Genomic DNA, 19775 nt, shown 5'->3' with positions numbered 1-19775 from the left:
GAAGCGGGTATGCGGGTTATCCTTGCGCAAGGCGGGCTGGACTGTCGCGGGGCAGTGGTCGAAGGGGTTCGGGTCTTTGAGTGGATCGATGATTTAAGCGTCGGGCCAGTGTCGGACTGGCGCGATGTGGAAGCGTTCCGACGGCAGCGGGCGCGATTCCAACTGGCATGCAGCTTTGACGAGGTCACGCAGGATTGGGATGAGGAGGTGCTTCTTGATCCATGGCATCCGACCTATCCGGTGCAAACGCTCGACTGGCTGACGGTCAGCACCGCAGAGGCCGAGGCGTTCTTTGAGAGTTGGGAGGCGCAGGAGCCTTGGGAAGAGGTCGTGACCAAGGCTGAACGTGTCGTGATCGCCTATGGTGACAGCGTCCAAGGGACTCTGTTCGCGGCCTATCTATTGACCGCGGTGCAAAGGTCGGGGGTCGGGCGGCTCGCCGCGATCCAGCATGACGGTCTTCCGCAGTTGGATGAGGTGCTGGCCGCGCCTGCGAGAGTCCTGCGCGAGGCGGAGATTGCGCGGTTCACGGCCCTTTGGACGTCTTGGGTGGACGGGGATGTCGAGGCGCTGGCCCAGTTAGATGGTGACGTTTGCACCGCCCTGATGCGGCGGAGGGCCGGGGCGGATGGACTGACCGAGTTGGAGCGGGACCTATTGCGCGTAACGCAACCCGCGTGGCGCAAGATGACACGCATCGTCGCCGAGGTCATGGCCGGGCCGCGGGATGGACCAAAGGACTATCCACGCGATGGCTTTTTGCAAAAGCTGTTGGAAGACATGGCGCGGCGTGATCCCGCACTGGTGGAAATCCGTGGCGATGGCGCGGCAATGCGGCGTCGCGAGGTCCGGTTGACCGAGGCGGGACAGGCGGTGCCGATGCCCTGACGGGTCTTTTCAAACGATGCCACCCGTGCTACCGCGCCGCGCAGGATATTCGGTCGGGCGTGGTGCCCGGCTTTTTACTTATGGAGAGACCCATGGCTCTTGAGCGCACCTTCTCGATCATCAAGCCCGACGCAACCCGCCGCAACCTGACCGGCAAGATCAATGCCAAGTTCGAGGAAGCGGGCCTGCGCATCGTCGCACAAAAGCGCATCCACCTGACCAAGGCGCAGGCGGGCGAGTTCTACAAGGTCCACGCCGAGCGTCCCTTCTATGACGAGCTGTGCGAATTCATGGCGTCGGCTCCGATCGTTGCTCAGGTGCTGGAAGGCGAGAACGCCATCGCGAAGAACCGCGAAGTGATGGGCGCGACCAACCCCGCCGACGCGGCACCGGGCACCATCCGTGCTGAATTCGCCGAATCGGTTGGCGAGAACTCGGTCCACGGCTCCGACGCACCGGAAACCGCCGCGGTCGAAATCGCCTACTTCTTCTCGGGTCTGGAACTGGTCGGCTAAGCCGATCCTTCAGATTTGACCATAACGCCCGTCGGACATCCGGCGGGCGTTTTCATTTGGGGCGGGCGATCACGCCGATTTCGTCCAGCGCGCGCATCAGGGCGCTGTCGGTCTTGGGCTGCTCGGCCGCTTTGAGCGTGTCGAATTGCTTGCGCAGAGCGTCCTTTTCCGCGCCCTTGCAGTCATTCCACGGGCGGCCTTGCAGGGCCATGTGCAGCACGTAATAGCCGATGAAATGCGGCTTCGTTCCGGCAGAGAGCATTCGTTTATACGCTTCATGCGCGCCAAGGCTACGCAGGGTTTCCGCGTCGGGGATGCCTGCCGCCTCGGCTTCGCGTTCGAAGGCGGGGCCAAGGTTGCGGATGGTCGAGATCGGGGTGCTCATCGCAAGAGCTTGTCGATCTCTGCGCCGGGGATCGAGTGGCCGAGCGGGGTGAAGTCGCCCGTGTCGAACATGGCGCGCGCGGCGTCGTGAATGGCTCGGTGCGTGACGCGGGCGAGCGCCGAGCCCAGCGACAGCCGTGCGACGCCCGCATCGGCAAAGGCGGCGCGGGAATGCAGGGTCATCGGTCCGGCCACCAGCGCGTTGACCGGGACGCTGACGGATGTGCAGATGCGTTGAAGCGCCGCGAAATCCGGGGGCACGGGGATGTAGACGCAATCGGCGCCGGCGTCCTCATAGCCTTGAATGCGGGCGATGGCCTCGTCCATGTCGTAGGCCGCAGTCATGACCCCGTCGGCGCGCGCACACAGCACGAAATCGCCCGGCAAGGCGCGGGCCGCAGCGGTGGCGGCGCGGATACGTTCGATGGCCAGATCACGGGGATAGGCGGTGTCGCTTGGCAGGGCGGTGTCCTCGATACAGATGCCCGCAAGGCCCACCTCAGCCGACAGGCGCACGGTTTCGGCGCAGGTCTCTGGTGCGTCGCCAAAGCCGTTCTCGAAATCGCCGGAGACGGGGACGTCGACGGCCGAGATCAGGTCTTGGGCATGGGCCAGCGCCTCGTCTCGGGTGATCGTGCCGCCATCGGGCCGACCAAGAGTAAAGGCATGTGCGGCAGACGAGGTGGCGATGGCCTGCGCGCCGAGTGCTGCCAGCATCTTTGCGCTGCCCCGGTCCCATGCATTGGCAAGGATGAAGGGATTGCCGGGCTGGTGAAGGTCACGGAAGCTCATGGGATCAGGCTTTCTGCATGGTGGCACAGGGTTGTCAGGGCTTGGGCGAGGGCGTCGTCATCCACGGTCAGGGCGACGCGCAGATGGCCCGCCGACGAGGTGCCAAAGCTTTCGCCCGGCATGGTCGCGATGTGATGGGCGTCAAGCAGGCTTTCGGCGAAGGCGCGGCCCGACAGCCCGGTCTTTCGGATGTCGAGCATCACGTACATCGCCCCTTGGGATGGGATCGCCGTCACGGTGTCCTGCTTCGACAGGATGTCCAGCGCCAGCGCGCGGCGGCGTTTGAAGGGGGCGGCGACGGTGTCTTCGAGCGGGGCGCCCTGTTGCAGGGCATATAGCGCCGCGTCCTGAATATAGCCGGGCACGCCGTAGGTGGTGACGGTGGCAAGGTCGATCAGGGCTGGGATGGCGGCTTCGGGGGCGCAAATCCAGCCGATGCGCGAGCCTGTCATGGCGTGGCTTTTGGACATGGAGCCGACGACGAAGGTGCGCTCGGCCATGCCGGGCAGGCTGCGGGGGGAGAGGTGCGCGCCCTCCCAGATCTGGGTGTCGTAGACCTCGTCCGAGATCAGCCAGAGGTCTTCCTCGATGCAGACCTGCGCGATGGCTTGCAGGATTTCGGGGGGATAGACCGTGCCGGTCGGGTTGTTGGGCGTATTGATCAGCAGGGTTTTCGCGCCGTGCTGCCGGGCGGCGGCGCGAATCTGCTCGGCATCGGGGTAGAACGCGTCGCGGGCGCGGGTCGGGACGGCCACGGCGATCCCCGACGCCGCGCGGATGGTGCCCGGATAGGTTGCGTAGTACGGATCGATATACAGCGCCGTCTCGCCCGGTTGCAGCAGGGCGATATGCGCGGCGAACAGCGCGGCCTGCCCGCCGGGCGTGATCAGGATGTTGTCAGAGGTGGTCGGCGTGCCGGTGCGGTCCGTGATCCGCTGCGCGACCTCGGCCCGCAGGGGGGCGATCCCAGGGACCATGGCATAGCCCGTATGGCCGGCCTTTGCGGCACGGTCCATGGCGTCGAGGATGCTGGGATCGGTGCGGATGTCGTGTTCGCCGATGGTCAACTCGGTCACGGGCGTGCCTGCGGCGATCATCTGGCGCGCGCGGTAGAAGACCTCCCACCCGTCGGAGCCGCCGTCGTTGAGGGATGTGATGCGCCGGGACAGATGTGGCATGGGCGAACTCCTTTTTGGGCGCACGGTGCCAGAGCGCGCGAGCCGCGGCAAGCAGGTTGCCAAAAGGTTAATGATCCGTCCAGTTGTGTGAATGAAGTCAATGGCTTGCGCGCGGTGCCCGGCTTGACCGATCGAACGGTCCCGAGTAGTGTTTGTGACATGCTGGACGAGGTACGGCAAAGGCCCGTCGGGGGTGACCCCGGTCGGGCTTTTTTCGTGCCTTGCCTCTGGAGGGGCATCCTTACAGGCAAGAAAGGTGTCGAGCATGAGCAGCAACGACAACAAAACCGCGGCCCTTCTGGTCGCGAAACTGACCGACAACCAGCGTTTGGAGGAACAGCGACAAGAGATCGCCGAGACGCTGGATGAACTGGTCGCGGACATTCGGTTTGTCCAAGGCCAATTGCGACAGGGGGAGGTCGAGAGGAAAGCCGAGACCGGCAAATTGTTGAGTGATCTCAGATACTGGCTGAAAGCGGTCAGGGAAACGGAGGCCGAACTTGAAAACATCCGACGCAAGGAACTGGGGCTCGAAGGGGCGTGGGGGCTTGACCTCGACGCTGCCCGATCTGAGGTCTGGTGCCGTCTCAATCGCATCCGCGAGTGCTGCGGAGAGGGAGAGGTTTCTGAATGAATTATCGGTGGGGGGGCGCATGGCGCTCCCCTATCTTTTCGATTTCTGGGCACATGCGCACCAGTTGCCCCCCGAGGGGGACTGGCGGACATGGGTCATCCTGGGCGGGCGCGGCGCGGGCAAGACGCGCGCCGGGTCCGAATGGGTGCGCTCGATGGTCGAGGGGGCAAAGCCTTTGGACCGTGGACGCGCGCGGCGGCTGGCGCTGATCGGCGAGACGTTCGACCAGACGCGCGAGGTGATGGTGTTCGGCGAAAGCGGCATCATGGCCTGTTCGCCGCCCGACCGCCGCCCGGAATGGAAGGCCACGCGGCGCTGTCTGGTCTGGCCCAATGGCGCCGAGGCGATGGTGTTTTCCGCGCAGGAACCCGAGGCGTTGCGCGGGCCGCAATTTGATGGCGCTTGGGTGGACGAGTTCGCCAAGTGGAAGAAAGCGCAGGATACGTGGGACATGCTGCAATTCGGCTTGCGTCTGGGCGATCATCCGCAGGTCTGCGTGACGACGACCCCGCGCAATGTGCCGGTGTTGAAAGAACTGATGGCGGCGCCCTCGACCGTGGTGACGAAGGCAAAAACCGAGACGAACCGGGCCTATCTGGCGAAGAGTTTCCTCGAAGAGGTGCGCAGCCGGTATCACGGCGCGCTGGCGCTGCAGGAACTGGACGGCGAGCTGGTCGAGGATATCGAGGGCGCGCTCTGGACGCACGAGGTGCTGGATCGGCAATCGGTGGGGCGCTTGCCCGAGATGGGGCGCGTGGTGGTTGCGGTCGATCCCCCAGCCAGCGAAGGCGCCCGCGCCGATACCTGTGGGATCGTCGTGGTGGGGGCGGTGATGGACGGACCTCCGCAGCAGTGGAAGGCCTATGTGCTGGAGGATGCCAGCGTGCAGGGGCTGACGCCGCTCGGCTGGGCCGAGGCGGCGGTGGCCGCCGCCCGGCGCTGGGAGGCAGGCCGTGTAGTAGCCGAGGCGAACCAGGGCGGAGCCATGGTGCGCACGGTCCTGCAGCAGGTCGACCCGGTTCTGCCGGTCAAGATGGTGCATGCGTCCAAAGGCAAGTCTGCCAGGGCGGAACCGGTCGCGGCCCTGTATGAGGCGGGCCGGGTCTACCACGGGCGCGGGTTGGAGCGGCTCGAAGAGCAGATGTGCCTGATGACCGTGCAGGGCTATCAGGGGCAGGGCAGCCCGGACCGCGTCGATGCGCTGGTCTGGGGGGTGACGGAGGCGTTGAACAGTGACGGAACCAATCCGCGTTTCCGGTCGCTGTAGGGGCGCGGTGCAAGGCCCTTCGAAGGGCCTTGGCAGACGCAAATTCGAATTTGCGTGACCAAGCGCCTTCGAAGGCGCTTGTCCAAGGCGCTTCGAAGCGCCCTTCCCCCGAGTTTTGATGTGGAATCAATGCATTGGGGGCACCGTACGGTGGTGTGAAAAGCCTTTAACTTCTCATTCGTAGGGTGCTTCTCAACGGATGAAGGGACAGCCTTTCGACCTGATCCGAACAGCGATGACAGGCCCGGACGGGGAAAGCGCGCTTTCCCTGAACGGCGCGGGTTTGGCCCCCGGGGCCGGGAAAAGGAGCGAGCGATGGTATTCGATTTTCTGCGGCGCAGCACGACGGAGGCAGCAGCGCCCGAGGCCAAGGCCTCGGCCACGGGGCGCGTCGTCGCCCATATGAGCGCGGGCCGCGTGGCCTGGTCGCCGCGTGATACGGTGTCGCTGACCAAGCAGGCCTTTACCGGCAACCCGGTGGGCTTTCGTGCGGTCAAGCTGATTGCGGAGGCTGCCGCGGCGCTGCCGGTGGTTCTGCAGGATGCGACGATGCGTTATGCGGACCACCCGATGCTCAAGCTGATCACCCAGCCCAATCCGGGCCAGGGCCGCGCCGAGCTGTTCGAGGCGCTGTATGGTCAGATGCTGCTGTCGGGCGACGGCTATGTCGAGGCGGTCAGCGGCGAGACGGGACTGCCCTTCGAACTGCATGTCCTGCGCTCGGATCGCATGGCGGTCGTGCCGGGCGCCGATGGCTGGCCCATCGCCTATGAATACAGCGTCGGCGCGCGCAAGCATCGTTTCGACGTCACCGGGCCGGTCAGCCAGATCTGCCATATCAAGTCCTTCCACCCGCAGGACGACCATTACGGCCTGTCGCCCTTGCAGGCGGCGGCGCAGGCGGTCGACGTGCACAACAGCGCGTCACGCTGGTCCAAGGGCCTGCTCGACAATGCCGCGCGTCCGTCAGGTGCGATTGTCTGGAAGGGCGCAGAGGGGCAGGGCCACCTGACCCCAGAACAATATGACCGGCTGGTCTCGGAGATGGAGAGCCATCATCAGGGTGCGCGCAATGCGGGCCGTCCGATGCTGCTGGAAGGCGGTCTGGACTGGAAACCGATGGGCTTCTCGCCCTCGGACATGGAATTCCAGAAGACCAAGGAAGCGGCGGCGCGCGAGATCGCCGTGGCCTTTGGTGTGCCGCCGATGCTGCTTGGCATTCCGGGCGAGGCGACATTCGCCAACTACGCCGAGGCGCACCGGGCGTTCTATCGCCAGACGGTGCTGCCGCTGGCCTCGAAGGTGACGGCGCAGATCGGGCGTTGGTTGTCGGATCATCTGGGCGAAGAGATGCAGCTGAAGCCTGATCTCGATCAGGTTCCCGCGCTGGCCGGGGAACGCGATGCGCAGTGGTCGCGCGTGGCCAAGGCCGATTTCCTGACCACCGCGGAAAAACGCGCGATGCTGGGTCTGCCCGCGCTGGAGAGCGACGATGACTGATCGGCTGAGGCGCGAGGCGTTTGCCTGCGCTCCCGCGATGCGGCTGGAGGCCCATGAGCGCGTATCAAAGCTGCATATCGAGCGGCTCGAAGCCCAGCTGACGCGGCTCGAAGGCTTGATGGAGCGGCTGGAGCGGCGGCTTTGGCTGACGGTTTACGGCGTCGTCGGGGTGATCCTGGCGCAGGCCTTTCAGGGGATCGTGGCTGCGGCCCCGTGAACGAGGAGACGATTGATGGATCTGGAACACAAGTTCTGTCGGCTGGGCACGGATGTGGCCGTGACCGAAGCCAAGGATGGCACGGTGATCGAAGGCTATGCCAGCCTGTTCGGTGCCTGCGATCAAGGTGGCGATGTGGTGGCCAAGGGCGCCTATGCGCGGTCCCTGCAAAAGCTCGCCGCAGAAAATCGCGGCGTCAAGATGCTGTGGCAGCACGATCCGGCGCAGCCGATCGGCATCTGGGACGAGGTGCGCGAGGATGAGCGCGGTCTGTACGTGAAGGGCCGCATTCTGGCCAGCGTGGAAAAGGGCCGCGAGGCCGCTGCGCTGATCGAGGCGGGCGCGATCGACGGGCTGTCGATCGGCTATCGCACCGTCAAGGCGGCAAAGAATGACAAGGGGCAGCGGCTCCTTTCGGAACTGGAGCTTTGGGAGGTGTCCTTGGTGACCTTCCCGATGCTGCCCAGTGCGCGGGTCGGGGCCAAGGGCGATGCGCCCGATGCCAGCGACTGGCGTGAATTGGCGGAGGTCCTTGAGGACATGCGCCGCAACCTGGCGGGCGGCTGACGCGCGCCACTCATCGCCGTTGCCGGGCAACCGGGCGGCAGGGCAACCGATCTGCCCGCGTATCGCGAAAGCGGCGGGGCAAGTGAAAGGTAAATCAGGATGAGCACAACCGAGACCAAGTCTCGGACCGGGGAAGACGTGTCCCCGGTCGCCCGGGTGAGTGCCGCGATGGCGGGACTGATCGGGGATTTCAAGGCCCTTCAGGCCGACCTCTCAGAGAAGCTTAACAAACAGGAAGAGCGACTGACCATGCTTGATCAAAAATCCGCCCGTCTGGGCCGCCCGGCACTGTCCACCGCAAGCGCGGAACTGGACGGCACCCATCAGAAGGCCTTCGATGCCTACCTGCGTTCGGGTGACGATGACGCGCTGCGCGGTCTCGTGCTGGAAGGCAAGTCGATGAACACCGCGGTGAACTCGGATGGCGGCTATCTGGTCGATCCGCAGACCGCCGAGACCATCAAGGGCGTGCTGTCCTCGACCGCGTCGATCCGTGCCATCGCCAATGTCGTCAATGTCGAGGCCTCGTCCTTTGACGTGCTGGTCGACCAGAACGACACCGGCGCAGGTTGGGCGAACGAGACCTCCTCGACCGCCGAGACCGGCACGCCGACCATCGAGCGCATCTCGATCCCGCTCTACGAGCTGAACGCCCTGCCGAAGATCTCGCAGCGCCTGCTGGATGACGCAGCGTTCGATATCGAGGGCTGGCTGGCCAAGCGCATCGCCGACAAGTTCGCCCGCGCCGAAGCGTCCGCCTTCATCAATGGCGACGGCGTCGACAAGCCGCGCGGCATCCTCGACCATACCCAGGTCGAAGACAGCACCTGGGCCTGGGGTTCGCTGGGCTATGTCTTTACCGGCGTGGCAGACAATATCGGCGACGGCGACAAGCTGATCGATCTGGTCTATGCGCTGGGGGCCCAATACCGCGCGGGTGCGTCCTTTGTCATGAACTCCAAGACCGCGGGCGCGCTGCGCAAGCTGAAGGACAATGACGGTCGTCACCTGTGGGCCGATGGCTTTGCCCAGGCTGAACCGGCGCGTCTGCTGGGCTACCCGGTGCTGATCGCCGAGGATATGCCCGATATCGGCACCGGCACCGTTCCGATCGCGTTTGGCGATTTCGGTGCAGGCTACACCATCGCCGAGCGTCCCGATCTGCGCGTCCTGCGCGACCCGTTCTCGGCCAAGCCGCACGTGCTGTTCTATGCCACCAAGCGCGTGGGCGGCGACGTGAGCGACTTTGCCGCGATCAAGCTTCTGAAGTGCGCGACCTCGTAAGAGGCGCCTGAGACGAGGGGTGGGGGCAGGTTTCCACCCCTCCGAGGGCGCGCGCGCCTTGGCTGTCCAGCTGTCCCTCCGCCCGTGCAGCGTGGGGAGCGCGCGCCCGACCCGCCATCCGGCGGGGCGGTGCGGACCTGGGATTTCGGAGAAGAGACATGATGTTGGTGGAAGAAACACAAGTGCCCGAGGTGGCCCTTCCGGTGGCGGAGCTGAAGCGGCACCTGAGGCTGGGCACGGGTTTTGCCGAGGATGACGTGCAGAATTCCGTTCTCGGGTCGTTCTTGCGGGCCGCCATGGCGGCAATCGAGGCCCGCACCGGCAAGGCGCTGATCGAACGCGGCTTTGTCATTACCTTGGCGGATTGGCGCGCGACCGATGCGCAGGTTCTGCCGGTCTCGCCGGTGACGGCGATCACGGAGCTGGCCGTCATCGATGCCTATGGCGTGGCCACCGTGATCGATGCGGGGCGTTACCGCTTGGTCAAGGATGCCTTTGAACCGAAGCTGGCGCCGATGGGCGCAATGCTTCCGACCATTCCGACCGGTGGCGCGGCAGAAATCCGATTGACGGCGGGGTTCGGGGCCGCCTTTGCCAACATCCCGGCCGACCTGCAACAGGCGGTTTTGCTGCTGGCGGCGCACTATTACGAATACCGCGATGAGACGGCGCTGAGCCAGGGCTGCATGCCTTTTGGTGTCACCTCGCTGATTGCGCGTTTCCGTCCCGTACGGCTGGGGCTGGGCGCATGAGTTCCCCGCGTCTGAACATGGAACTGCTGCTGGAGACGCCCGAGCGGATCGCCGACGGGGCCGGTGGCTTCATCGAGACCTGGGCGCCCTTGGGCACGGTCTGGGGCGAGGTCACGGCGCGGACGGGGCGGCTTGTCTCGGGCGAGGCAGTGGCGGTGTCGGCGACGGGCCACCGGATTACCCTGCGCGCGGCGCCAGTCGGGCACAGCAACCGTCCTCGTCCGGGGCAGCGGTTCCGCATGGGGCCACGGGTCTTTCGCGTCGACGCGGTGAGCGAGGCGGACGAACGCGGCCTGTACCTGACCTGTCAATGTGAAGAGGAGCTGGCGGTATGACTTACGCGGTTTCCGCACCGCTGCAGGCGGCGGTTTACCAAGCACTGGTCGCGGATGCGGCTTTGCAGGGGCTGGTCGGCAGCAACGTCTTCGACGCGCCCCCACCCGGGCCTTTGCCCGACACCTACGTGGCGCTTGGTCCTGAGACGGTGACCGGCGCGAACCATTCGACCGGCTGCGGCGCGGTGCATGACTTCGTCGTCAGCGTCGTGACCGAAGTGGCGGGCTTTCAGGCGGCCAAGGAAGCGGCGGGCGCGATCAGCGATGCGCTGGACGGAGCTACGCTGACACTGTCGCGGGGGTCCTTGGCGGGGCTGTGGTTCATCAAGGCCAAGGCCGCGCGCGAGCGTGACGGCCTGCGGCGCATCGACCTGACCTTCCGCGCGAGCGTGGAAGACAACTGACCTTTTATCGAAGGAGTGAGACGATGGGTGCTCAGAACGGCAAGGATCTTCTGATCAAGGTGGATCTGACCGGGGACGGTCAGTTCGAGACGATGGCGGGGCTGCGTGCGACGCGCGTCAGCTTCAACGCGGAACAGGTCGATGTGACGACGCTGGACTCCGCTGGCGGCTGGCGCGAATTGCTGGCCGGTGCAGGCGTGAAATCCGCCTCGATCAGCGGCTCGGGCGTGTTCAAGGACGCCAATACCGACGAACGCGCGCGGCAGATTTTCTTCGATGGTGAGACGCCGGAGTTTCAGGTGATCATCCCCGATTTCGGCACGGTGCGCGGCAAGTTTCAGGTGACCAGCATCGAATATGCGGGCTCGCACAATGGCGAGGCGACCTACGAGGTCGCACTGGCCTCGGCGGGCGAACTGGCCTTCACCGCGCAGCCGGTGACGTGATGGGCAATCCGTGGCGGGGGGAGGTGGAGCTGGTCATCGATGGCCAGCCCCACGTGATGCGGCTGACGCTGGGCGCGTTGGCCGAGCTGGAGGCATCATTGGACGGCGACACGCTGGTCGCGCTGGTTCAGCGCTTCGAGGCGGGCGGGTTCAGCACACGCGACGTGCTGGCGCTGATCGTGGCGGGCTTGCGCGGCGGCGGCTGGCAGGGGCGCGCAGGCGACCTTATGCAGGCCGAGATTGCGGGCGGCCCGATGGCGGCGGCGCGGGCGGCGGCGGAATTGCTGGCGCGTGCCTTCATGTTGCCGGAGCAGGCAAATGGGCCGGTTTGACTGGCCTGCCCTGATGCAGGCCGGGATGCGCGGCCTCGGCCTGACGCCCGGCGAATTCTGGGCCCTGACGCCGGCAGAGCTGCGGCTGATGCTGGGCGAAGAGGGCGGAGCAAGATCCATGGGGCGGTCGCGGCTCGACGAGCTGATGGCGGCCTTCCCCGATGCAAGCAAAGGTGATGACGATGGCCGGAACAGTGGATGACTTGGGCGCACAGGTCGAGGCGTTGGAAGCCTCGCTTGGTGGCGCGGTGAGCATGGCGGCAGAATTCGATGCCGAACTCAAACGCATCAACGAGACGTTCTCGGCCACCGGCAAGGGCGCCGAGCGGCTGGAATCCACCCTGACACGGGGTGTGACGCGGGCGATCGATGGCGTGGTGATGGACGGCATGAAGCTGTCCGATGCTCTGCGCACGGTGGCCAACTCGATGATCGACGCGGCTTGGAAGGCCGCGGTGCAGCCGGTTGCTGGCCATATCGGCGGAATGCTGGCCAGCGGTGTGTCGTCCATGTTCGGCGCCTATTCGCCCTTTGCCAATGGTGGCAGCTTTAGCCAAGGGCGTGTCATGCCCTTCGCCAATGGCGGCGTTGTGTCCGGCCCGACGACCTTCCCTATGCGCGGTGGCACAGGGCTGATGGGCGAGGCGGGGCCAGAGGCGATCATGCCGCTGACCCGTGGCCCGGACGGCAAGCTGGGCGTGCGCTCGGCCGGGGGCGGGCAGGGTGTGACCGTGGTGATGAACATCCAGACGCCCGACGCGCGCAGTTTCGAGCGCAGCCAAAGCCAGATCGCCGCCCGCATGAGCCAAGCACTCAGCCGCGGCGCGCGCAATCGCTGACACAAGTGAAAGGAGGGACAGATGTCGTTTCACGAGGTGAGATTTCCCGCCGATCTGAGCTTTGGCTCGATTGGCGGCCCCGAGCGGCGCACGGATATCGTGACGCTGACCAGCGGCCACGAAGAGCGCAACACACCTTGGGCGCATTCGCGCAGGCGCTATGACGCGGGTCTCGGTCTGCGATCGCTCGATGATGTCGAGGCGCTGATCTCGTTCTTCGAGGCGCGGCAGGGACAGCTGTTCGGCTTTCGCTGGAAAGACTGGGCCGACTACAAGTCATGCCCGCCGTCGAAACAGGTCCAGCCGGGCGATCAGGTGATCGCGCGCGGCGATGGCGCCACAAAGAGCTTTCAGCTGATCAAGACCTACCGGTCCGGTGCGCAAAGCTATGCCCGACCGATCAAGAAGCCCGTGCAGGGTACGATCCTCGCGGCGGTTCAAGACGTGGAAATGCTGCAAGGCGTCCATTTCGAAATCGATGTCGAGACCGGTGTCATCACCTTCGTCGAGGCGCCTCTGAAGGATGCCGAGATCAGCGTGGGTTTCGAATTCGACGTGCCGGTGCGCTTCGACACGGATCGCATCAATGTCAGCGTCGCCAGTTTCCGCGCAGGCCAAGTGCCTGACGTACCGGTGGTCGAGGTGCGGGTCTGATGGGCGCCGAGGCACTTCATGCGCACCTGGCCGACGGTATCGGCACGGTGGCGCGCGCTTGGGCGGTTACGCGGCGTGACGGAACGGTCTACGGCTTTACCGATCACGATCTCGACCTGCAATTCGACGGCATCGTCTTCAAGGCAGAGACCGGCCTCACGGCCAAAGCCCTGAGCCAGTCGACGGGCTTGTCCATCGACAACACCGAAGCGATGGGCGCGCTGTCCGATGCGGCGATCCGCGAAGAGGATATCGCGGCGGGTCGCTTTGACGGGGCCGAGGTTGTGGCTTGGCTGGTCAACTGGGCCGATGTCACCGCGCGGCGCGTTATGTTTCGCGGCCATATTGGCGAGATCCGGCGCGGTGCAGGCGCCTTTCATGCGGAACTGCGCGGTCTGACCGAAGCCCTGAACCGCCCCGTCGGGCGGGTCTATCAAAAACCCTGTTCGGCCGTGCTGGGCGATGCGGCCTGTGGCTTTGATCTGGCGGCCAATGGCTTTGTCTTCGAAGGGCCGCTGACCTCGGTTCTGGACAATCGCGCCTTTGGCATTGGCAAGCAGACCGGTTTCGAGCCGGATTGGTTCACGCGCGGTCGGGTCGAAATCCTCGACGGCGCGGCTCAGGGGCTGACGGCCATGGTAAAGCGTGACCGGTTCGACGAGACGGGCCTGCGCCATATCGATATCTGGGAGCCGCTCAGGGCCAAGCCGGTGATCGGCGACACGATCCGGATCACTGCAGGCTGTGACAAGCGGTTTGAAACCTGTCGGCTGAAATTCAACAACGTGCTGAACTTTCAGGGATTTCCGGACATCCCCGAAGAGGACTGGATGACCATCCACCCCACACAGTCCAAGCGCACAGGCGGCGGTAGCCGCCGATGACTCGCGCGGTCGACGTGGCACGGGGCTGGATCGGTACGCCCTATGTGCATCAGGCCTCGGTCAAGGGCGCGGGCTGCGATTGCCTTGGCCTGCTGCGGGGTGTCTGGCGCGAGGTGCTGGGGGCAGAGCCGGAACCCGTTCCGGCCTACAGCATGGACTGGTCCGAACCCCAGGGTGACGAGCGGCTCTGGCAAGCCGCCAAACGGCACCTTCTGGTCAAACCGGTTGCACTTGCTGCGCGGGGCGATGTCCTGCTGTTCCGGATGCGCGACGGGTCGGTTGCGAAACATGTGGGGCTGCAGGCGCGGACCGGGCGCGACGCCTCTTTCATCCATGCCTATTCGGGGCATGGGGTGGTCGAAAGCGCGCTGAGCGCGCCTTGGGCGCGGCGGGTCGTGGCCCGCTTTGCCTTTCCAAACGGAGATTGAGTGATGGCGACGATCCTTCTTTCCGCCGCAGGCGCGGCAATCGGCAGTTCCATCGGCGGGTCCGTTCTGGGCCTGTCGATGACCGCCGTCGGGCGGTTCATCGGGGCCTCGATGGGGCGGATGCTGGATCAGCGGCTTATGGGGCAAGGCGCGGAGACCGTCGAGACGGGCCGGATCGAGCGGTTCCGCCTGACCGGCGCCGGTGAAGGCGCGCCCATCGCGCAGGTCTATGGCCGGATGCGCGTCGGTGGCCATGTGATCTGGTCGACCGAGTTTCAGGAACACGTCTCGACCAAGGGTGGCGGCGGTGGCAAGGGCGCTCCGCCTCAGCCCAAGATCAAGCAATACAGCTACTCGATCAGCCTCGCCATCGCGCTGTGCGAGGGCGAGATCACATCCGTCAATCGCATCTGGGCCGACGGCGCCGAAATCCCCGTCAAGGACCTGAACATGCGGGTCTATCGCGGCACAAGCGACCAGTTGCCCGACCCCAAGATCGAGGCGGTCGAGGGCACAGGCCTTGTGCCCGCCTATCGCGGCACCGCCTATGTGGTGATCGAGGACATGTATCTCGAACGGTTCGGCAACCGTGTCCCGCAGTTTAGTTTCGAAGTTACCCGCCCCGAGGCCGCTTCTGACGACGTGCCGCAAGCGGTGCAGGGCGTCGCGATGATCCCCGGCACGGGCGAATACGCGCTGGCAACCCAGCCGGTCTACATGACCTACAGCGCCGATCCGAACGGGATCTTTGGCGCGGGCAAGAACGGCAAGGCCGTGGTCAACGTCAACTCACCCTCCGAAGAGCCGGATTTCAACACCTCGCTCGACCAACTGGTCGAAGAGGCCCCGAACTGCCGTTCCGCGTCGCTTGTGGTCAGCTGGTTCGGCGATGACCTGCGCTGTGGCGAATGCACCATCCAACCCAAGGTCGAGCAGACCCAGTATGAGGCGCAGACCATGCCGTGGTCGGTCTCGGGCCTGTCGCGCGCGCAGGCGCAGATGGTCCCGACCGAAAACCAGCGCCCGGTCTATGGCGGCACGCCCACCGACCAGTCCGTGATTCAGTCGATCCGCCGCATGCAGGATCAGGGTCTCGCGGTGATGTATTACCCGTTCATCCTGATGGACCAGATGCCCGGCAATGGCCTCACCGATCCTTGGAGCGGGTTTGGCGAACAGGCCAAGCTGCCATGGCGCGGCCGCATCACGCTGTCGCTCGCCCCCGGTGTCGAAGGCAGCCCGGACCGGACCGCAGACGCGGAAACAGAAGTCGCGGCCTTCTTCGGCACGGCGTCTGCTGCAGATTTCGCAATCTCCGGCGACAATGTCACCTATTCCGGCCCCGCCGAATGGTCCTATCGTCGGTTCATCCTGCATCAGGCCGCGCTCTGTGCAGCCGCGGGCGGTGTCGACAGCTTTTGCATTGGTTCAGAGATGCGCGGCCTGACCCAGATCAGGGGCACAAACGGCTTCCCTGCCGTCGACGCGCTCAAGGCGCTCGCTGCAGAGTGCCGCGCCCTGCTGGGGCCGTCGGTCAAGATCGGCTATGCCGCCGACTGGTCCGAGTATTTCGGATACCACCCGCAGGATGGCTCCGGCGATCTGTATTTCCACCTCGACCCGCTCTGGGCCGATGTCGAGATCGACTTCGTCGGGATCGACAACTACATGCCGCTCGCCGATTGGCGCGATGGCCATACCCACGCCGATGCCGATTGGAAAAGCACGTATGACATCGGCTATCTGCAATCGAATATTGAGGGCGGCGAGGGCTACGACTGGTACTACAACTCGCCCGAGGCGCGCGATGCCCAGCGGCGCACGCCAATCACCGATGGCGAACATGACGAGCCTTGGGTCTGGCGCTACAAGGACATCCGCAACTGGTGGCAGAACCGCCATTTCGAACGTGTGAGCGGTCAGCGCAACGACCAGCCCACCGATTGGCAGCCGCGCTCCAAGCCGATCTGGTTCACCGAACTGGGCTGTGCCGCGCTCGACAAGGGGGCCAACCAGCCCAACAAGTTCCTCGATCCGAAATCGTCCGAAAGCCAGCTGCCGCATTACTCCAACGGGACCCGTGACGAGGAGATGCAGCGCGCCTATCTGCGCGCCATGCTGGGCTACTGGGGCGATCCGCAGAACAACCCGCAATCGGACCTCTATGGCGGACCGATGCTGGACATGACGCGCGCCTTCGTCTGGGCTTGGGATGCGCGGCCTTACCCGTGGTTCCCGGGCAATGCCGACCTGTGGTCGGACGGGGCGAATTACCGTCGCGGGCACTGGCTGAACGGGCGTATCTCGGGGCGCAGCCTTGCCTCGGTCGTGACCGAGATCTGCAACCGCGTTGGCCTCACCCGGATCGACACATCGGGCCTGCACGGGTTCGTGCGCGGCTATGTCGTGCCGCAGGTGGGCGATGCGCGCCGCGCGCTGCAACCCTTGATGCTGGCCTATGGCTTTGACGCCATTGAACGCGACGGGCGCGTGGTCTTCCGCATGCGCGACGGGCAGATGCCGACCGACCTGACCCTCGCCGACCTTGCCCTGTCCGACGAGATCGAAGGCGATCTGAGCGAAACCCGCGCCGCCGAGGCCGAGATGGCGGGCCGTGTCCGCGTTGGCTTTGTCCTTGCCGACAGCGATCATCAACTGGCCTCCGAGGAAACCGTGCTGCCCGACGAGCAGACCCATGCGGTGGCCGAAACCGAACTCAGCCTTGCGCTGACCCGCGCCGAAGGCCGCATGACCACCGAGCGCTGGCTGACCGAGGGCCGCGTCTCGCGCGATACCCTGCGCTTTGCGCTGCCGCCCTCGCATCTGGAGCTCGGGGCAGGGGATATCGTGCGCCTGCCGTCGAAATCCGGCCCGACGCTGGCGCGGATCGACCGGGTCGAGGTGATGGAGCATCAGGTCATCGATGCCGTCCGGATCGAGCCTGACGTCTACAAGCCCAGCAGCTATGGCGAGGATGGCGCCACCCTGCGGCCCTTTACACCCGCCGTGCCGGTCACGCCGTTCTTCCTCGACCTGCCGTTGGTCACCGGCAGCGAGGTCGAGCACGCCCCGCATCTGGCCCTGACCGCCGAGCCGTGGCCCGGCTCTGTCGCCGTCTATGATGCCGCGCAGGATGCGGACTACGCGCTGAACAGCGTCTTTGCGGCGCGCTCCGTCATCGGCGTCACCGAAACGCCCCTTCTGCCGGGGCGCTCCGGCATGATCGACCGGGGTGCGCCGCTGCAACTGCGCCTCGCCAGCGGCACGCTGCAAAGCATCCCCGACGCGGACCTGCTGGCGGGCGGCAACCTCTTTGCCATCGGCGACGGCAGCCCCAACAATTGGGAACTGTTCCAGTTCCGCGATGTCACCCTACTGTCCGAGGATCGCTGGCTGGTCTCGCACCGTCTGCGCGGGCAGTTGGGCAGCGACGCGCTGATGCAGCCGGTTTGGCCTGCGGGCTCCATCGTCGTTGCGCTTGACGGTGCTCCCGCCCAGATCGCGCTGGCGCAGGCACATCGCCGGATCAACCGTCACTTCCGCATCGGCCCGGCCAAGCGCGGCTATGACGACCCGACCTATACCCATGTGAACCACGCCTTCGACGGCAACGGCTTGCGCCCCTATCGCCCCGTGCACCTGCGCGCGCGCGACACGGGCAGCGATATCGAGGTCCGCTGGACGCGCCGCACCCGCATCGACGGCGACAGTTGGGACCTGTACGACGTGCCCCTTGGCGAGGATCAGGAAACCTATCTGGTCCGCGTCCAGCAGGGCGACACGGTGATCCGCGAGACCGCCGTCACCACGCCCGACTGGACCTACCCGGCCAGCCAGCGCAGCGCCGATAGCCTGACCGGCGCCTTCCAGATCGCCGTGGCGCAGATCTCTGGCCGCTACGGGCCCGGACCATTCGCGATCACCCAGATCGCCTGAGCCCATGACGCCGCCGGTCGCCCCGGCGGCGTTTTTCTTGCGCGGCTCCGATCAGTTTTCGCAATTTGCACCATCACGCATTTGCGTTTCGCGTCAAACCGCCTATCTGCTAGACTCGACCCGTGAACGGAGGGACCGATGGCAGAAACCCGCGCAAAACTGGCAGAACTCGACCCGGTCTGGGCGCGCATCATGCGCGAGGCCGAAGAGGCTGTCACCCATGAACCGCTCCTTGGCGGCATGATCCACTATTCCATCCTGCACCATCCGACGCTTGCACGCGCGCTCAGCTATCGCGTCTCGCTCAAGCTCGCCAATGGCGAGATGTCGGAACAGATCCTGCGGGAAATCTGCGACGAGGCCTATGGCGCCGAACCGGCGCTGGCGCTGGCCGCCCGAGCCGACATCGCCGCCACCTATGAGCGCGACCCCGCCTGCCACCGCTTCCTCCAGCCGCTCTTGTTCTTCAAGGGCTTCCAAGCTGTTCAGGCCTATCGCGTCGCCCATTGGCTGTGGAAGCAGGGCCGTAAGGACCTCGCGTATTTCTTCCAGATGCGCACCTCCGAGGTGTTCGGGATCGACATCCATCCCGCCGCCCGCATCGGGCAGGGCATCATGATCGACCACGCCCATGCCATCGTGATCGGCGAAACCGCCGTTGTCGGCAACAACGTCTCGATGCTGCATTCCGTGACGCTCGGCGGCACCGGCAAGGAAGAAGAGGACCGCCACCCCAAGATCGGCGACGGCGTGCTGATCGGCGCGGGCGCCAAGGTTCTGGGCAATATCAAGGTCGGCCACTGCTCGCGCATCGCCGCAGGCTCGGTCGTGCTGAAAGAAGTCCCGCCCTGCACCACCGTCGCAGGCGTCCCCGCCAAGGTCGTGGGCGAAGCGGGCTGTGACCAACCCTCGATCAACATGGACCACGCGTTCTCGGCGGTCATCCCGGACTGAGCATTTGGGTTTGTGACAGGAAAAGGCCCCCGGATGGGGGCTTTTTTTGTATTAACTCGTGGCAATTTCTAGATAAATATGAAGTGGCGTCCGCGATTTGGGACAAAGCGTCGCTTATTGTTTTTGGACGAACGGAGTTTCCACCCCTTCCGAGATATTCATGCGTGGTGCTGTAAGAGTAGGCGCGCCGTCGCGAAAGGTGGAATCAGCCCATGGCAAGTTGCAGTTCCCTCGCGTGAGCGGTAAAGTGTGGATCGATTGGAGGAGGGAGGAACCGTTCTAGGATGAATTGACTGAAGGCTAAGACCAAATCTGGTGGTATCCATGGAGCACGCATATTCTTTTTTGATTGTAACGGTCGGCATTGCTTGGTTTCTTCTGCACTTTGTTTGGACCTTTAGATTTTTCAGGTGGCTATTTGCATGGCGATACGACTCGCCATTTGCCATTTTTGTATCACGAGCATGGTGGGCCGTGGGTTGGGTCGTCTTACCGATCTGGCTCTTTGTGCACCTTTGGGAGGGGTGAAAATGCCGGTAGCTTCTATCGTGGACTGGTATGGCCCATACAGATCTTACAAGCGAT

23 protein-coding genes are annotated in these 19775 nt (G+C 65.0%); 20 read left to right on the top strand and 3 right to left on the bottom strand.

Annotation, left to right across the window (positions count from 1 at the left end; genetic code table 11):
- Positions 1-9: 9 nt before the first annotated feature.
- Entirely contained in the window at positions 10-888 is an 879-nt protein-coding gene (locus tag D8Z78_RS00830; protein ID WP_121629950.1) for a hypothetical protein, read from the top strand.
- A gap of 92 nt (positions 889-980) precedes the next feature.
- Positions 981-1403 (top strand): nucleoside-diphosphate kinase, encoded by a 423-nt coding sequence (gene ndk / locus D8Z78_RS00825; protein ID WP_121630113.1) that lies wholly within the window; start codon positions 981-983, stop codon positions 1401-1403.
- 52 nt (positions 1404-1455) lie between these two features.
- Here the strand turns inward: ndk and D8Z78_RS00820 are convergent, their stop codons facing one another.
- From D8Z78_RS00820 to D8Z78_RS00810, 3 genes are read right to left on the bottom strand one after another with little or no spacing between them, the layout of a single operon-like run.
- Entirely contained in the window at positions 1456-1788 is a 333-nt protein-coding gene (locus D8Z78_RS00820) for a TfoX/Sxy family protein (protein ID WP_121629951.1), read from the bottom strand.
- Positions 1785-2579, bottom strand: a complete 795-nt coding sequence (locus tag D8Z78_RS00815; protein WP_121629952.1) for an isocitrate lyase/PEP mutase family protein — start codon at positions 2577-2579, stop codon at positions 1785-1787. The genes D8Z78_RS00820 and D8Z78_RS00815 overlap by 4 nt, the downstream gene beginning before the upstream one ends.
- Positions 2576-3757, bottom strand: coding sequence for a pyridoxal phosphate-dependent aminotransferase (locus tag D8Z78_RS00810; protein ID WP_121629953.1), 1182 nt, complete (start codon positions 3755-3757; stop codon positions 2576-2578). The genes D8Z78_RS00815 and D8Z78_RS00810 overlap by 4 nt, the downstream gene beginning before the upstream one ends.
- 265 nt (positions 3758-4022) lie before the next feature.
- On the opposite strand from D8Z78_RS00810, the gene D8Z78_RS00805 reads away from it, so the two are divergent.
- From D8Z78_RS00805 to cysE, 18 genes are all read left to right on the top strand, one after another.
- Positions 4023-4391 (top strand): hypothetical protein, encoded by a 369-nt coding sequence (locus tag D8Z78_RS00805; RefSeq protein WP_121629954.1) that lies wholly within the window; start codon positions 4023-4025, stop codon positions 4389-4391.
- A 19-nt stretch (positions 4392-4410) separates the two neighbouring features.
- Positions 4411-5658, top strand: coding sequence for a DNA-packaging protein (locus tag D8Z78_RS00800; RefSeq protein WP_121629955.1), 1248 nt, complete (start codon positions 4411-4413; stop codon positions 5656-5658).
- A 315-nt stretch (positions 5659-5973) separates the two neighbouring features.
- On the top strand, positions 5974-7158 hold the full coding sequence (locus tag D8Z78_RS00795) for a phage portal protein (RefSeq protein ID WP_121629956.1): 1185 nt from the start codon (positions 5974-5976) through the stop codon (positions 7156-7158).
- A complete protein-coding gene (locus D8Z78_RS00790; RefSeq protein WP_121629957.1) occupies positions 7151-7375 on the top strand; it encodes a GTA head formation protein, RCAP_rcc01685 family in 225 nt (74 codons plus the stop codon). The genes D8Z78_RS00795 and D8Z78_RS00790 overlap by 8 nt, the downstream gene beginning before the upstream one ends.
- A 15-nt stretch (positions 7376-7390) precedes the next feature.
- On the top strand, positions 7391-7942 hold the full coding sequence (locus D8Z78_RS00785) for an HK97 family phage prohead protease (RefSeq protein WP_121629958.1): 552 nt from the start codon (positions 7391-7393) through the stop codon (positions 7940-7942).
- Positions 7943-8041: 99 nt separating this feature from the next.
- Entirely contained in the window at positions 8042-9226 is a 1185-nt protein-coding gene (locus D8Z78_RS00780; RefSeq protein WP_121629959.1) for a phage major capsid protein, read from the top strand.
- 158 nt (positions 9227-9384) lie between these two features.
- Complete coding sequence (locus tag D8Z78_RS00775; protein WP_121629960.1) at positions 9385-9978, top strand: head-tail connector protein; 594 nt, start codon at positions 9385-9387, stop codon at positions 9976-9978.
- On the top strand, positions 9975-10313 hold the full coding sequence (locus D8Z78_RS00770) for a phage head closure protein (protein WP_121629961.1): 339 nt from the start codon (positions 9975-9977) through the stop codon (positions 10311-10313). Before D8Z78_RS00775 ends, D8Z78_RS00770 begins: the two co-directional genes overlap by 4 nt.
- Positions 10310-10717, top strand: coding sequence for a DUF3168 domain-containing protein (locus D8Z78_RS00765; RefSeq protein WP_121629962.1), 408 nt, complete (start codon positions 10310-10312; stop codon positions 10715-10717). The genes D8Z78_RS00770 and D8Z78_RS00765 overlap by 4 nt, the downstream gene beginning before the upstream one ends.
- Before the next feature lie 23 nt (positions 10718-10740).
- Entirely contained in the window at positions 10741-11163 is a 423-nt protein-coding gene (locus D8Z78_RS00760) for a phage major tail protein, TP901-1 family (protein WP_121629963.1), read from the top strand.
- On the top strand, positions 11163-11495 hold the full coding sequence (locus tag D8Z78_RS00755) for a gene transfer agent family protein (RefSeq protein ID WP_121629964.1): 333 nt from the start codon (positions 11163-11165) through the stop codon (positions 11493-11495). Before D8Z78_RS00760 ends, D8Z78_RS00755 begins: the two co-directional genes overlap by 1 nt.
- The gene (locus tag D8Z78_RS00750) at positions 11482-11697 is read left to right on the top strand and encodes a rcc01693 family protein (RefSeq protein ID WP_121629965.1); all 216 of its coding nucleotides are present in this window, start codon (positions 11482-11484) and stop codon (positions 11695-11697) included. Before D8Z78_RS00755 ends, D8Z78_RS00750 begins: the two co-directional genes overlap by 14 nt.
- Positions 11672-12334 (top strand): phage tail tape measure protein, encoded by a 663-nt coding sequence (locus tag D8Z78_RS00745; RefSeq protein ID WP_206169615.1) that lies wholly within the window; start codon positions 11672-11674, stop codon positions 12332-12334. Before D8Z78_RS00750 ends, D8Z78_RS00745 begins: the two co-directional genes overlap by 26 nt.
- A gap of 21 nt (positions 12335-12355) precedes the next feature.
- Positions 12356-12988 (top strand): DUF2460 domain-containing protein, encoded by a 633-nt coding sequence (locus D8Z78_RS00740; protein ID WP_121629967.1) that lies wholly within the window; start codon positions 12356-12358, stop codon positions 12986-12988.
- On the top strand, positions 12988-13872 hold the full coding sequence (locus tag D8Z78_RS00735) for a DUF2163 domain-containing protein (RefSeq protein ID WP_121629968.1): 885 nt from the start codon (positions 12988-12990) through the stop codon (positions 13870-13872). Before D8Z78_RS00740 ends, D8Z78_RS00735 begins: the two co-directional genes overlap by 1 nt.
- Positions 13869-14300, top strand: a complete 432-nt coding sequence (locus D8Z78_RS00730) for an NlpC/P60 family protein (protein WP_121629969.1) — start codon at positions 13869-13871, stop codon at positions 14298-14300. Before D8Z78_RS00735 ends, D8Z78_RS00730 begins: the two co-directional genes overlap by 4 nt.
- Positions 14301-14303: 3 nt before the next feature.
- Entirely contained in the window at positions 14304-18236 is a 3933-nt protein-coding gene (locus D8Z78_RS00725; RefSeq protein ID WP_121629970.1) for a baseplate multidomain protein megatron, read from the top strand.
- 138 nt (positions 18237-18374) lie between these two features.
- Positions 18375-19190, top strand: a complete 816-nt coding sequence (gene cysE, locus D8Z78_RS00720; RefSeq protein ID WP_121629971.1) for a serine O-acetyltransferase — start codon at positions 18375-18377, stop codon at positions 19188-19190.
- The last annotated feature ends 585 nt before the right edge of the window (positions 19191-19775 follow it).

Origin of the sequence: Tropicibacter alexandrii (assembly GCF_003667315.2) — a bacterium.
In the GTDB taxonomy this organism is placed as follows: Bacteria; Pseudomonadota; Alphaproteobacteria; order Rhodobacterales; family Rhodobacteraceae; genus Tropicibacter; species Tropicibacter alexandrii.
This window is presented reverse-complemented; position numbering and strand designations above follow the sequence as displayed.